Source organism: Dietzia sp. E1 (assembly GCF_014145015.1).
GTDB lineage: Bacteria > Actinomycetota > Actinomycetes > Mycobacteriales > Mycobacteriaceae > Dietzia > Dietzia cinnamea_A.
In genome coordinates, this window is record NZ_JAALDU010000061.1 from 1 (window position 1) to 13,759 (window position 13,759).

Consider the following 13,759-nt stretch of genomic DNA (forward strand, 5'->3'; position numbering starts at 1 on the left):
GCGGACGGAGGCGCCGACGCGTCGAGTGCGACGCTGTCCGGCACCGCCCACCACGTGCTCGGCGCCGACACCGCCGCGACGCTGCTGGTCGTGGCCGTCGCCGGCGACACCGTCGGGCTCTTCGAGGTCCCCGCCGACGCCGACGGGGTCACCGTCACCCGCGTGCCCGTCATGGACCCCACCCGCACTCTGTCCCGAGTGGAGTTCGACGGCGCCACCGCCACCGCGATCGCCACCCGGCCGAGCTTCCTGTCGCGCCTGCGCGCGGCGGCGTGGGCGGCGATCTCCGCCGAGCAGGTCGGCGCCGCGCGCGCCGTGCTGGACGCGACCGTGCAGTACACGCAGGAGCGCAAGCAGTTCGGCCGGGTCATCGGCTCGTTCCAGGCGCTCAAGCACCGGATGGCCGACATGTACGTCAAGGTCGAGACCGCCAGGTCGCTGTCCTACTCCGCCGCCGCACTGGTGGCAGAGGCCCAGTCCCTCGGGGACGGGCCCGAGGCCGATGAGGCCGCCTACGCCGCGGAGATCGAGGCAGCCGCCGCCAAGGTCTACTGCTCGGAGGCACTGCAGTGGATCTCCGGGGAGTCGATCCAGCTCCACGGTGGCGTCGGCATCACGTGGGAGTACGACGCGCACCTGTACTTCAAGCGGGCGCACGGCACGGCGCAGCTGCTCGGGCAGCCCCACGAGCTCCTCTCCGCGCTCGAGGTGGCGGCGGGCCTGTAGGCGGGGCCTCTAGAATCGGCCGTATGACCCCCTTCCCCGCGCATGGACGGACCAATGACCAGCGGTCGGCCGAGGACCTCGCGGCCCAGGCCGGACGCCTGCTCACCGACCTCCGGGTCTCCCGGGTCGCGCCCGAGGATCTGGGCGAGTTCGCCGAGGGCGAGGCCCGGTCGGTCATCCTCGACCGCCTCGCGGTGGCGCGGCCCGACGACCTCGTGTTCGGCGAGTGGGACCCCGACTCCCGTGCCCGGCTGGAGGCCGACCGGGTGTGGTTCGTCGACCCCCTCGACGGGGTGCGCTCCTACGTGACCGAGGGGCGTCCCGACTGGGCCGTGCACGTCGCGCTGTGGGAGTCCGGTCCCGAGGGCGTCGGCGGGATCACCGCCTGCGCGATCGCCATGCCCGCCTACGGCAGGGTCCTCACCGGACGGGGCGCCACCACGTACCAGCCGATGTCGATCATCCGCGGCCCTCGGCCCGGGCCACTCGTCCCGCCCCGCGAGGACGACCGTCTGCGCATCGCCGTCTCCGAGGCCGAGCCGCCCGCGTTCGCCGAGGACCTCGCCGCGAAACTCGGCGCGTCCCTGGTGCACCTCGGGTCCGGCGGCGGCAAGACCGCCACCGTGCTCGAGGGCGAGTGCGACGCGTACATCCACACCAGCGGTCACCACCAGTGGGACTCCGCCGCGACCGTAGGCGTGGTGCAGCAGCGCGGCCTGCACGCCAGCGCCCTGGACGGCAGCGAGCTGATCTACAACGTCGAGGAGATCGAGTACCCCGATCTGCTCGTCTGCACCCGAGAGGTCGCGGACCGCGTCATCGAGGCGGTCGCCGAGTACCTCTGAGCGTCAGGCGTTGAGGCCGCGGTAGCCGGCGAAGCGCTCGGCGATCCGCTCCTCGCTGAGGCCGTAGTCGGCGAGCGTGTAGCGGTGCGCGGGCGCCCGGTCCCCGGAGAGGCTGCGCTCGTTCTCCGCGACCACGGCCGCGCGGACCTCGTCCGACAGCTCCGTGCCCGCCGCGGCGTACACGCGCGCGACCACGCCGGCGGGATCGTCCAGCAGCTCGTGGTGGTCGACGTCGACGAACGTCGCCCCCGACGCCGGGTCCGCCTCGTGACGGGCGCGCGCGGCGTCGAACGTCTCGACCCCCCGCGCCCACAGGTCCAGCTGCGAGGAGCCGATGTACTCCGGGGTGAACCGCGTGGACCAGTCGGCGGCCGTGCGGTGCGCGAGCGAGCACATCGACGCCATCGACTTCCGCGGGTCGCGGTGCGTCTGCACCACCACCGCGTCGGGGTACACCTCGAGCAGCGCGTCGAGCGCGAACAGGTGGCTGGGGTTCTTGAGCACCCAGCGCCGGTCGGGATCGTTCGCGCCGATGAGCTGCAGGTTGCGCTTGTGCCGGCGGTACGCGGGCACCCAGTCGACGCCGGCGAGCCACTGCGAGTAGCCGTCGAGCCGGGCCAGGCACTCGTACGACACCGAGGTCAGCGACTGCCGCAGCAGCTGCCAGCACTCCTCGAGGTCGTCGGCGGAGATGTAGTGCACACCGCCGTAGTCGGGGTTCTCGGCCATGAAGCCGGAGTACAGGTCGCGCAGGCCGACGTAGGCGGGGTCGTCCTCCCACGTCTCGCGCGGGGGCCGGGGCTGCGGGACCTCGGTCAACCACAGTTCGAGCCCCTGGTTGGCCGGGTCGGCGCCCAGGAGCCGGTGCAGCGCCGTGGTGCCGGTCCGGGGCAACCCGGTGACGACGACGGGCCGCTCGATCGCCACCTCAGCCCGCGCGGGGTCGGACGCGAGGGCCGACGTCGACAGGAGCCTCGCGGTCAACGCGCCCTTGAGCACGGAGCGCCAGTACTTGCTCCCGGCGGGGGTCAGTCCCGCGTCGATGTGCAGGGAGTCGAGCAGGACGCCCAGGGCCTCGCGGTGGCGGTCCTCCCCGTCGCCGAAGTCCTCGAGCCCCACGGTGCGCGAGGCGCTGGCGTGGAGATCGTCGACGGTCCCGACGTGGACCCGGTCTTCATCGCTCACGACAGTCCCCTTCTCACGACAATCCGCGCCGGGCGAAGGCGTCCTGGCGCGCGGCGATCCGCTCACGCCACTGCTCCCCGGTCACGCGCAGCTCCTCGTGGCACGGGACCTCGTCGGGCAGCTGATCGAACGGCACGACCTTCACCGTCGGACCGAGCTCCGGGCCGATGAGCCCGTCGGTCCGCTGCCACCGGAACTGCATGATGCCCTCGCGGCGGCCGAGCGTCCCGACCCAGTTGGCCAGGCCCGGATCGCGCTCGGACACCACCAGGTGGATGAGCCCGTCGGAGGTGACGTGCGCCTGGTCGGCGGTGAGGCTGGTCTGGTGGTGGACGTACTCGAGCGAGGCGTACCACATGCTGCCCAGCTGGAAGCCCTGGTAGGGCACCCCGGCGACGGGCACCGAGATCACGATCGCCTCGTCGGGGCCGAGCTCGAAGATCCCGGCGGACGAGAACTGGGTCGTGAGCCCGCCCGGGGTCTGCCGGGGCACGTTGAGCGTGTTGCGGGGCTGCTCGCCGAAGAACCACCCGGGGAACGCCAGCCACGTCCGCAGTCGCCCGACGAGCGCCTCGGCGAGCTTGGCGTAGAACTTCTCCTGCCCCGCGAGCGAGACGGGCTCCGGCGCGGTGCCCACCGTGTCGAGTCTGCGGATGATCGCCGACCCGGCCTCCTCCCGGCTCCAGTCGGAGAACACCTCGCGGACGGCGATCATCGACGAACCGGGGTGCAGCACCACGTAGCCGGGGTCGCCCTCGTCGTCGTCGTATCTCGCCGGTCCGAGCCGAAACGAGTACCGACCCCGCTCGTCGATCTCGAGGCGACGGTCGTCGAACGCCGCGTGCGACGCGGCGCGCTCGTCGGCCGAGTACGTCCCCGCCATGACCTGGAACGACAGGTCCGCCGTGGTGCCGCGGCGGCCCTCGATCTCGTACTCCGCGCCGTCGGCGAGATTGGCGTAGAAGTACAACGTGTCCGGGTTGTCCAGGCCCATCTTGGTGTACGGGCCCGTCGCCTCGAACAGCTGCGGGTGCGTGCGTCCGCGGTGCTGACCCGTCTCGATCGCGCCGCGGATCGTCCCGAGCAGGTACTCGAGCCCCTCGGCCACGTCCTCGTCGGTGCGCACGTGCGGCGCCGACCGGATGATCTCCTCCGCCTCCGCCAGCGCCTTCGCCAGCGGCCCCGTCACCCCGCTCACAGCCAGGTGTAGCTGTCGGCGGAGGTGATGAAGTTGGCCAACTCCTCCTGCTCGGGCGTCGGATCCACCACGTCCTCCTCGATGCTGAGGTAGGCGCCGCGGTAGAACAGCAGCGGGCGGATGTCCCGCTTGGTCGGGCCGAGGTTGTCGACCCGACCGAGCACGATCCAGTGGTCCCCGCCGTCGAGGACCTGGTCGATCTCACAGTCCAGCCACGCCATCACACCGTTGATCACCGGCGAGCCCAGCGGGCTGGGCGACCAGTCGATCTCAGCGAACTTGTCGTCCCCGCGGCGGCCGAACGTCGAGGAGACGTCCTCCTGCTCCTCGGAGAGGATGTTCACCGCGAACCGGCCCGCCTTCTCGATGCCCTTCCACGACCCCGACGTCTTCATCGGGCAGAACAGCACGAGCGGCGGTTCGAGCGACAACGCCGAGAACGACTGGCAGGCGAAGCCCACCGGCTTGTCGTCCTCGACCGCGGTGATGACGGTGATGCCCGTGCAGAACTGGCCCAGCGCGTCGCGCAGTTCGCGGCTGCTGAAGGACTGCCCCTCCGGGCGTTCGTCGGTGCTGCTCATGGGGGTCGGTCCTTCCTGGACTCAAGATCGTCGAGACGGGCGCGGCGGCAGCCGGGCCCCGCGGGGGTACGGGGCCCAGCCTAGGGAACTACTTGCGGCCGACGGAGAAGTCGTGACCCCACAGGCTCACGGCCGTGGACTCACGGGCGACCCACTTCTCGTCGTCCTCCACCAGCTGGCCCTCGCAGCCGTACTCGCAGTCGAAGCCGCCGGGCGTCTTCATGTAGAAGCTCAGCATCTTGTCGTTGACGTGCCGACCGAGCGAGGCCGACAGCCGGACCTTCTTGCGCATGGCCCGGTCGAGCGCCAGCCCGACATCGTCCGCCGTGCCGACCTCCACCATGAGGTGGATGATCCCGGTCGGGTTGGGGAAGGGCGTGAACGCGAGCGAGTGGTGGCGCGGGTTGCACCCGAGGAACCGCAGCCACGCCGGCTCGCCGTCGGCCGGGCGGCCGACGATCTCCGGCGGCAGGCTCATCGAGTCGCGCAGGGAGAAGCCCAGCACGTCCCGGTAGAACTCGAGCGCGGCGGCCTCGTCCGGCGTGGACAGCACGATGTGGCCCGCGCCCTGGTCGCCGGTCACGAACTCGTGGCCGTACGGCGTCGGGATGCGGCGGTGCTGCAGGGCGATGGTGTGGTAGATCTCCAGCGTGAACCCGGCCGGGTCCTGGCAGGTGATCAGCCCGCGCACCTTGCGGTCACGCTTGACCTCGGCCGGCGCGTCCTCCCACGGCACCCCGGCCGCGTCGAGGCGCCGCTTGACGTCCTCGAACTCGCCCTCGTTGGCGCATTCCCAGCCGACCGCGGAGAGCTTGTCCTCCTCGCCGGGGACGATGATCCACCGGTGGGGATGGTCGTCCATGCGGAAGTAGAGGGCGTCGGGGTCCTCACCCGAGCCCACCACGAAGCCCAGCACCTTGGTGCCGTACTCCCGCCAGGCGTCCATGTCCGTGGCGAAGACCCGGACGTACCCGAAATTGCTGATCGCCATATTTGCCAGTCCTTTCGATCCGCCGACGACGGATCAGACCATGGAGTCGGTGACCTTCTCGCCGAACTCGTTCTGTCCATACATGATGTACGCCTTCGTCGCCTCGTTGGCGGCGTGGACCCTACCCGCGTTCGCGTCGCGCCAGAACCGCTGGATCGGCGAGGTGGCCTCGAGCGCGCGGGCACCGGAGTTCTGGAACAGCAGCCCGATGGCGTCGATCGACCGCTGGGTGGCGCGGACCTGGTCGCGACGGGCGCGCGTGCGGATGTCCATGCCCGGGAAGTCGCCGGCCTTGATGAGGTCCTGCTCCTCGCGCACGTTGCGCATGAGCTGCAGCCACGCGGCGTCGATATCGCCCGCGGCCTCCGCCAGGCGGACCTTGGCGAACGGGTCGTCCTTGGCTTTGGTGCCGAACGCGGCGCGCACGCGCTCGCGCTGGTGCTCGCGGTGCACGTCGTAGCAGCCGAACGCCATGCCGACGATGGGCGACGAGATGGTCGTGGGGTGGATGGTGCCCCACGGCATCTTGTAGATGGGGTTGGTGTTGACCTCGAGCCCCGGCGCCTTGGTGGCGGCCATGAGTCCGAAGGACAGGACGCGGTGCTCGGGGATCACGGCGTCCTTGACGAGGATGTCGTTGGAGCCGGTGCCCTTGAGGCCCGCGACGTGCCACACGTCGATGATCTCGTACTGCGACTTCTCGACCAGGAAGGTGCAGAAGTCCACCATCTTGTCGTTCTCGTCGAGGACGGGGCCGCCCACGAAGACCCAGTCGGCGTGGTCGCAACCGGAGGACCAGGACCACTTGCCGTTGAGGACCAACCCGTCGGCGGTCTTCTTGGCCGCGCCCATCGGGGCGTACGACGACGAGATCCGCACGGTCGGGTCCTCGCCCCAGACGTCCTCCTGCGCCTGCTGCGGGAACAGCGCCAGGTGCCAGTTGTGGATGCCGAGGATGCTCGCGCACCACCCGGTGGACGGGCACGCGGTCGCGATCGTCATGGCGGCGGTGTAGAAGGTCTCCATGTCCGCCTCGTACCCGCCCCACTGGGCCGGCTGGCAGAGCTTGAAGAAGCCGGCCTCGTCGAGCTCCGCGATGTTCTGCGGGTGGACCTTGCGCAGGTCCTCGGTCTCCTGGGCGCGCTCGGCGAAACCGGGCAGCAGGGCCTTGATGCGGTCGATGACCTCGTGGGAGGCGTACTCGCTCATGTGTACCTCTCTGGCAGTGCGTGGGGGTGATGCGGTCTAGACTAGAACACGTTACAGTTTCGCACCAGGCAGCCCCTCTCGGGCGGAACACCCTGGCACCCCGTGCCAGCACGAACGCTCCCTGGTTGTGGCCCGCCACCTCATTCTATAACCTGTTCTCATACGGCTCGCGCCCCTCAGGAGGATCATCATGACCGCACCCGGTTCGGCCCCCGGAGCCGTCCGCGAAATCGACACCGGCGAGGTCCGGGATCGGTACGCGCGCGGATGGCACTGCATCGGAACCGTCAAGGAGTTCACCGACGGTAAGCCCCACTCCATCCAGGCCTTCGGCACCAAGCTCGTGGTGTGGGCGAACGACGAGGGCGAGATCAACGTCCTCGACGCCTACTGCCGCCACCTGGGCGGGGACCTGTCCGACGGCACCATCAAGGACGGCAACATCGCCTGCCCGTTCCACGACTGGCGCTGGGGCGGCGACGGCAAGTGCAAGGGCATCCCGTACGCCAAGCGCGTGCCCCTGCGCGCCAAGACCCGCTCCTGGATCACCAACGTCCAGTCCGGCCAGGTCTTCGTGTGGCACGACCACGAGGGCAACCCGCCGCAGCCCGAGGACGCCATCCCCGCGATCCCCGAGTACGAGACCGGCGAGTGGACCGACTGGCAGTGGAACCGCCTCGTGATCGAGGGCTCCAACTGTATGGAGATCGTCGACAACGTGGTCGACATGGCGCACTTCTACTACATCCACTACGCCTTCCCGACGTACTTCAAGAACGTCTTCGAGGGCCAGAAGGCGACCCAGTACCTCAACACCAAGGGCCGCCCCGACCACGACCCGTCCGGCGGCAAGTACGGCGACACGCTGCTCGAGTCCGAGGCCTCCTACTTCGGCCCGGCGTACATGATCAACCCGCTCAAGCAGATGTACGGCGGCTTCGAGACCGAGGCCATCCTCATCAACTGCCACTACCCGATCGACCAGAACTCGTTCGTGCTCATGTACGGGCTCTCGGTCAAAAAGCCGCAGGGCTTCGACGACGCCACCTCCGAGAAGATGGCCGCCAAGATCGCGACCTTCTTCGGCGAGGGCTTCCTCCAGGACGTCCGCATCTGGCAGCGCAAGTCCCAGATCGCCAACCCGCTCCTCTGCGAGGAGGACGGCCCCGTCTACCAGCTCCGCCGCTGGTACGAGCAGTTCTACGTGGACCGCGACAAGGTGACGCCGGAGATGACCGAGCGCTTCGAGTTCGAGGTCGACACCACCGCGGCCAACCAGTACTGGGAGAAGGAGGTCGCCGAGAACATGCGCAAGCAGGAGGCCGGTGAGGCCGAGATCTCCGACGAGCAGACCCAGTACACCGGCATGGCAGAGGTCGCCGGCGAGGCCAACGCCACCCGGTCGCAGAACTGATGTTCAAGAAGAACGACTCGCGGGGCGCGCCCACCTGGGACGACACCGACCCGGCACGCGCCGCGCGGCTCCACTCGTACACCGACCTCGACCGCGAGACCTACACACGGGCGGGCTTCCAACCCGTCGAGTGCCGTAGCTGCGGGACGTGCGTCTCGGTTCGCAAGAACAGTGAGAAGCACACGTCCATCCAGTGGACCGAGGGCAGCGACCGCAAGTGCCCCGTGCTCACCGACTGGCGCGCGGGTGGCGAGCGGCCGGAGGGTGAGGACACCTGCCCCCGGATGCTGGCGAGCATCCGCTACGCCTACGCGGAGGGTCTGCTGACCATCTCCGAGGGCGTGGACCCGGCCGACGACGAACACATGGTCAACCCGCTGTTCGTACCCGAGTAACACCCCGACGGCAGGCGACTTCCACTGAGCGAGAAAGACTCGGTGGGGGTCGCCGCCGTCTGCCATAGTGCCCTGCGACCACCCGTCCCCGCGTATCAAAGCGATAGGCTCCGCATCCATGACCGACACCCCACAGCTCAGCTCCTTCGTCCGCGAACTCACGATCGCGGACGTGATCGAGGAGACCGCCGACGCCAAGTCGATCGTCTTCGACATCCCCGCCGGCTGCGAGGAGGACTTCAGGTACACCCCGGGGCAGTTCCTCACCCTGCGCATCCCGAGCGAGCAGACCGGCTCCGTCGCGCGCTGCTACTCCCTGTCGAGCTCCCCCACCGAGGACACCCGGCTCAAGGTGACCGTCAAGCGCACGATCGACGGCTACGGCTCCAACTGGCTGTGTGACAACGCCGAGGCCGGCATGAGCATGCACGTGCTCGCGCCGTCCGGGATCTTCACCCCCAAGAACCTCGACCAGGACTTCATCCTCCTGGCCGCCGGGTCGGGCGTCACCCCGGTCATGTCGATCCTCAAGTCCGCGCTCGCGCAGGGCACCGGCCACATCGTCATGGTGTACGCGAACCGCGACGAGAAGTCGGTCATCTTCAAGGACGAGCTACAGGACCTGCAGCGCAACAACCCCGACCGCCTCACGGTCGTCCACTGGCTCGAGTCCGTCTCCGGCATCCCCACCGCCGAGATGATCGGCAACCTCCTCCAGCCGGTCGCCGCCAAGCGCCACTCCTACATCTGTGGCCCCGCGCCGTTCATGGAGACCGTCAAGAACGGCCTGCTCCGCTCCGGCGCCGACATGCACCTCATCCACACCGAGGTGTTCTCCTCCATCGAGGGCGACCCGTTCGCGGAGATCGTCATCGACGACTCCCCCGGCGAGGACGGGGCCGGCCCGGCCACCGCGATCGTCGAACTCGACGACGAGGTCCACGAGGTCTCCTGGCCGCGCCAGACCCCTCTCCTCGACGTCCTGCTCTCCAAGGGCATCAAGGCGCCGTTCTCCTGCCGCAAGGGCGAGTGCTCCGCGTGCGCCTGCATCCTCAAGTCCGGCGAGGTCGAGATGATCCACAACGGGATCCTCGACCCGGAGGAGGTCGAGGAGGGTTACGTCCTGAGTTGCCAGCTCCTGCCCAAGACCGACCGCGTCGAGGTCTCCTACTCCGAGTGAGTCCACGGTGACAGACTGGGGAGCGTGAACTCCCCGGTCGTCGCCTTCACCTCGAAGTACGGCTCCACGCGCCGCTACGCCGTCGCCCTCGCGGAGCAGCTCAGCCCGCCCGCCGTCAAACTGTCGACGCTGAGAACCGCCCACGACGCCGACCCGTTGATCGTGCTCGCACCTCTCTACGCGACACGGATCCTCGGGCGGCGCCGGATCATCCGGGCTATCCGCTCCGCTCCCGGGCGCGCAGCCCTCGTCGTCGTCGGACTCTCCCCCGCTGACGACCCCGGGCGCGGTGACCTGGCCGCCAGGCTCGTCGCCGCGACCCGCCGCGCCGTCACCACGTTCCAGCTCCGCGGGGACCTCGACCCGGCGCGGCTCACCTGGCCCGACCGCGTCCTCATGGCCGCCCTGCGCCGCGAACTCCGCAGGACGCCCGAGGCTCCCGCCGCGCAGCTGCTACTGCACTCCCGCCGCCTCCAACTGGTCGACGAGTCGACCCTCGAGCCGGTCGTAACCTGGGCACTCGGCGGGACGAGGGTCGACCCGTGACAGCCAGAGGCCCCGGCCCCATGCCCTGCCGGTCGAGCGTGGTGGAGAAGGCCTGAGACGACCGCAGCCGCGCACCTCTCGGATCAGGTGCGCGGCTGCGGCGGGCGGGGTGAGGATCAGGCGTTCGCCAGTTCCTTCTGGATCTCCAGCGCGATGTCGATGAGCTGGTCCTCCTGGCCACCCACGAGGAGACGCTCACCGGCACGGATGAGGATCTCGGACGCGGGCACGTTGTAGCGCTGCGCGTGGCCCTCGGCGTGCTTGAGGAACGACGAGTAGCAGCCCGCGTAGCCGAGCATCATGGCCTGGCGGTCGACGATGCACTCGTTGGGCATGAGCGGGCGGACGACGTCTTCGGCCGCGTCGGCGATCTTGAAGAAGTCGATGCCGGTGCGGATGTCGAGCTTGTCGCAGCAGCCGACCAGCGCCTCGACGGGCGTGTTGCCCGCGCCCGCGCCGAAGCGGCGGGTCGAGCCGTCGATCTGCTGGGCACCCGCGCGGATCGCCATGATCGAGTTGCCCACGCCGATGTCGAGGTTCTCGTGGCCGTGGAAGCCCACCTGGGCGTCGTCGCCGAGCTCCGCGACGAGCGCGGAGACACGGTCGGAGACCTGGTCCATGACCAGCGCGCCGGCCGAGTCGACGATGTAGACGCACTGGCAGCCGGCGTCGGCCATGATGCGCGCCTGCTTGGCGAGCACCTCCGGCGGCTGGGTGTGGCTCATCATGAGGAAGCCCACGGTCTCGAGGCCCAGCTCGCGGGCGTAGCCGAAGTGCTGGATGGAGACGTCCGCCTCGGTGCAGTGGGTGGCGACGCGGCAGATCGAGCCGCCGTTGTCGCGCGCCTTGAGGATGTCGTCCTTGATGCCCAGGCCGGGGAGGGTGAGGAACGCGATCTTGGCCTGCGTGGCGGTCTCCGCCGCGGCCTTGATGAGCTCCTGGTCGTAGGACTTGGCGAACCCGTAGTTGAACGACGCGCCGCCGAGGCCGTCGCCGTGGGTGACCTCGATGACCGGCACGCCCGCGCCGTCGAGGGCGGCGACGACGTTGCGGACGTCCTCCACCGAGAACTGGTGGCGCTTGTGGTGGGAGCCGTCGCGGAGCGAGGAGTCGGTGATGCGGATGTCGAGCTCGTCGCTGTAGGCACGGGCCTGTGCGTTGAGCGGGTTGGTCTTGTCCATGTCTGTCACACTCCGAGCTTGCTCTTGGCGATCTCTTCGCCCACCTTCGCGGCGGCGGCGGTCATGATGTCGAGGTTGCCGGCGTAGGGCGGCAGGAAGTCTCCCGCGCCCTCCACCTCGGCGAAGATCGCCACGCGGGCCATGCCGCCGGTGATCTCGGTGGGCGGGTCGAACTGCGGCTCCTGGAGCAGCCGGTAGCCCGGCACGTACTCCTGGATCTCCTTCTCGCGCTTGCGGATGGCGGTGGTGATGAGGTCGTGGTCCGCGTCCTCGGGGATCGAGCAGAAGATCGTGTCGCGCATGATCATGGGCGGCTCGGCCGGGTTGAGGATGATGATGGCCTTGCCCTGCTTGGCGCCGCCGACCTTCTCGATGGCCATCTTGGTGGTCTGCGTGAACTCGTCGATGTTCGCGCGGGTGCCGGGGCCGGCGGACTCGCTGGAGACCGAGGCGACGATCTCCGCGTAGTCGACGGGGACGACCGACGAGACGGCGTGGACCATCGGGATGGTGGCCTGGCCACCGCAGGTGACCATGTTGGTGTTGGGGGCGTCGAGGTGCTCGCGGAGGTTGGCGGGCGGGATCACCATGGGGCCGACGGCGGCGGGCGTCAGGTCGATGGCGACGATGCCGGCGGCCTCGTACTTGGGCGCGTACTCCTTGTGGACGTAGGCGCTGGTGGCCTCGAAGAGGAGGTCGGGCTTCTCGCCGCCGGCCTCGATGGAGGCGAGCAGTTCGTCGGCGCCGCCGGCCATGCAGGTGAGGCCGTGTTCGGCGGCGCGCTTCATACCCTCGGACTCGGCGTCGATGCCGATCATCCACTTGGGCTCGATGTACTCACTGCGCTCGAGCTTGTACATGAGGTCGGTGCCGATGTTGCCGGACCCCACGATCGCTGCTGTGAGCTTGGTCTTCTCTGTCATGAGAGCAGTGTCGCGCGCGGGGAACGCATGCCACAAACAGCTGTGCCACTCAACGGCACAATGAGATGGGCTGGCGGAGTTCGCTAGGCGGGTCGCCCGCGGGACCGCTCCGTCCCGGGCGGGTTGGTGATGTACCCGTCCGCGGAGATCAGCCGATCGGCGTAGTCCTCCCACTCCCGTTCCCGGATACCGTCGCGGGCGCGGGCCAACGGCCCCCGTGGTCTGGTGCGGTGCCGGTGGCCGGTCTCTGTGAGGATGATCAGCTCGCCGAGCGGGCCGGGCCGGTAGGCGTTCGACCCGAAGGTCTTCTCGCGGTGATGCTTACGGCAGAGGCAGACGAGGTTCCACTCGAGGGTGGGGCCACCGAGTTCCGGATCTCGCTTGTTGAACGCAATCACATGATCAACGTCGCAGTCCTTCGCCGGCACCGAACATCCCGGGTGGCGGCAGGTGCCGTCGCGGAGCCGGATCCGTTCCGCCATGGCCGGGGTGATCAGGTATCGCAGGGCGTGGTCCGGCGAGTCCACGGCGCCGGGCGCTGGGTCGATCAGCTCGAACCGCACGCTCGCGTCATCGCCCTCCAGGAGCTGCTGGCAGAGCCAGTTGTAGCTGCTGTACGCACCGTGGACGAACTCGACCCGGTTGGGGAGCCCCTCCGCGGCCGCGGCGATCACGCTGATCCGAATCGCCTGTCCGGCGTTCGCGGCGTTACCGAGCGACGGCCGCGGCAGGTCCGCGCCCGCTCGGACATCGCCGAGTTCGATCGCGTCTTCGCCCCCTGCTTCACCACTGACCGCGTCACTGCCGGCTTCACCGCTGACCGCGTCACCGCTGCCCGCGCAGCTCGAATCGCCGCTGTTCGAGTACACCGCCAGCGAAGCGAGGGCATCCGCACGAAGCTGATCCAGCGTCCCGGGAACGCCGTCCTCCGACGCGGCGCGGGCCTCGGCCTCGATGCGCCCACGCAACAACTCCGCCTCCGCCAGGGGCAGCTTGGCCAAGAGGTCGGTCATACCGTTGCGGCCGGTCCGGAACCGCACCTTGCGGGAAGCGAGGGCCTCGGCCTCCGCCTCCTCCGCCCCGGCGGGGTCGAACCGGCCGACGAGCTCGTCGATCCGCGAGTCCACCGCGTCGCGACTCGGCCGGTCCCCGCCCTCGAGGTCTCCGGTGAGACCGGCCATCAACTCGTCCTCCACGTCGGAGACGATCGAGTCGGGCACACCGGCCAACCTGCAGGCGATATCGATGGCCATCTGCTCGGGCACCAGCCCCCGGTCGACCGAGGACCTCAGCCGAGACAGCCGGGAGTGGATCTGCACTCCGGCCGTGACCAGCCGCGCGGCGTGCCAACACGTGAGCTGGCACGCCGCCGCGAGATGGTCACG

14 protein-coding genes are annotated in these 13,759 nt (G+C 69.5%); 6 read left to right on the plus strand and 8 right to left on the minus strand.

The features are described 5' to 3' along the window. Together G6030_RS02735 and G6030_RS02740 are read left to right on the plus strand one after the other, a co-directional pair. The coding region (locus G6030_RS02735) for an acyl-CoA dehydrogenase family protein (protein WP_277817417.1) at positions 1-726 on the plus strand (726 nt) is incomplete at its 5' end. Between the two features lie 23 nt (positions 727-749). Further along, complete coding sequence (locus G6030_RS02740; RefSeq protein ID WP_007627922.1) at positions 750-1,571, plus strand: inositol monophosphatase family protein; 822 nt, start codon at positions 750-752, stop codon at positions 1,569-1,571. Between the two features lie 3 nt (positions 1,572-1,574). On the opposite strand, the gene G6030_RS02745 is transcribed toward G6030_RS02740, so the two are convergent. The 5 genes from G6030_RS02745 to hsaA form a co-directional block, all read right to left on the minus strand. Beyond that, entirely contained in the window at positions 1,575-2,756 is a 1,182-nt protein-coding gene (locus G6030_RS02745; protein ID WP_007627925.1) for a sulfotransferase, read from the minus strand. Positions 2,757-2,769: 13 nt separating this feature from the next. Continuing rightward, the gene (locus G6030_RS02750) at positions 2,770-3,954 is read right to left on the minus strand and encodes a hypothetical protein (protein ID WP_007627926.1); all 1,185 of its coding nucleotides are present in this window, start codon (positions 3,952-3,954) and stop codon (positions 2,770-2,772) included. Beyond that, on the minus strand, positions 3,951-4,535 hold the full coding sequence (hsaB, locus tag G6030_RS02755; RefSeq protein ID WP_007627928.1) for a 3-hydroxy-9,10-secoandrosta-1,3,5(10)-triene-9,17-dione monooxygenase reductase subunit: 585 nt from the start codon (positions 4,533-4,535) through the stop codon (positions 3,951-3,953). The genes G6030_RS02750 and hsaB overlap by 4 nt, the downstream gene beginning before the upstream one ends. An 88-nt stretch (positions 4,536-4,623) precedes the next feature. After that, positions 4,624-5,526, minus strand: a complete 903-nt coding sequence (gene hsaC / locus G6030_RS02760; protein WP_007627930.1) for an iron-dependent extradiol dioxygenase HsaC — start codon at positions 5,524-5,526, stop codon at positions 4,624-4,626. A 33-nt stretch (positions 5,527-5,559) separates the two neighbouring features. Beyond that, on the minus strand, positions 5,560-6,735 hold the full coding sequence (gene hsaA / locus G6030_RS02765; RefSeq protein WP_182642131.1) for a 3-hydroxy-9,10-secoandrosta-1,3,5(10)-triene-9,17-dione monooxygenase oxygenase subunit: 1,176 nt from the start codon (positions 6,733-6,735) through the stop codon (positions 5,560-5,562). A gap of 190 nt (positions 6,736-6,925) precedes the next feature. Between hsaA and G6030_RS02770 the strand changes: the two genes are divergently transcribed. The 4 genes from G6030_RS02770 (at position 6,926) to G6030_RS02785 (ending at position 10,270) form a co-directional block, all read left to right on the plus strand. Further along, positions 6,926-8,149, plus strand: coding sequence for a Rieske 2Fe-2S domain-containing protein (locus G6030_RS02770; RefSeq protein ID WP_182642132.1), 1,224 nt, complete (start codon positions 6,926-6,928; stop codon positions 8,147-8,149). Beyond that, a complete protein-coding gene (locus tag G6030_RS02775; RefSeq protein ID WP_182642133.1) occupies positions 8,149-8,544 on the plus strand; it encodes a hypothetical protein in 396 nt (131 codons plus the stop codon). The genes G6030_RS02770 and G6030_RS02775 overlap by 1 nt, the downstream gene beginning before the upstream one ends. 118 nt (positions 8,545-8,662) lie before the next feature. Then, a complete protein-coding gene (locus tag G6030_RS02780; RefSeq protein ID WP_182642134.1) occupies positions 8,663-9,724 on the plus strand; it encodes a ferredoxin--NADP reductase in 1,062 nt (353 codons plus the stop codon). Between the two features lie 24 nt (positions 9,725-9,748). Then, positions 9,749-10,270 (plus strand): flavodoxin domain-containing protein, encoded by a 522-nt coding sequence (locus tag G6030_RS02785; protein ID WP_182642135.1) that lies wholly within the window; start codon positions 9,749-9,751, stop codon positions 10,268-10,270. A 116-nt stretch (positions 10,271-10,386) separates the two neighbouring features. Here G6030_RS02785 and dmpG read toward each other — a convergent pair whose 3' ends face one another. From dmpG to G6030_RS02800, 3 genes are all read right to left on the minus strand, one after another. Beyond that, a complete protein-coding gene (dmpG, locus tag G6030_RS02790; RefSeq protein ID WP_007627943.1) occupies positions 10,387-11,451 on the minus strand; it encodes a 4-hydroxy-2-oxovalerate aldolase in 1,065 nt (354 codons plus the stop codon). Positions 11,452-11,456: 5 nt separating this feature from the next. Beyond that, positions 11,457-12,374 carry an acetaldehyde dehydrogenase (acetylating) gene (locus G6030_RS02795; RefSeq protein WP_182642136.1) on the minus strand — a complete coding sequence of 306 codons (918 nt, stop codon included), beginning with the start codon at positions 12,372-12,374 and terminating at the stop codon, positions 11,457-11,459. An 83-nt stretch (positions 12,375-12,457) separates the two neighbouring features. Continuing rightward, positions 12,458-13,759 (minus strand): HNH endonuclease signature motif containing protein (locus tag G6030_RS02800; RefSeq protein WP_241724115.1); only part of this gene is annotated, 1,302 nt, incomplete at its 5' end.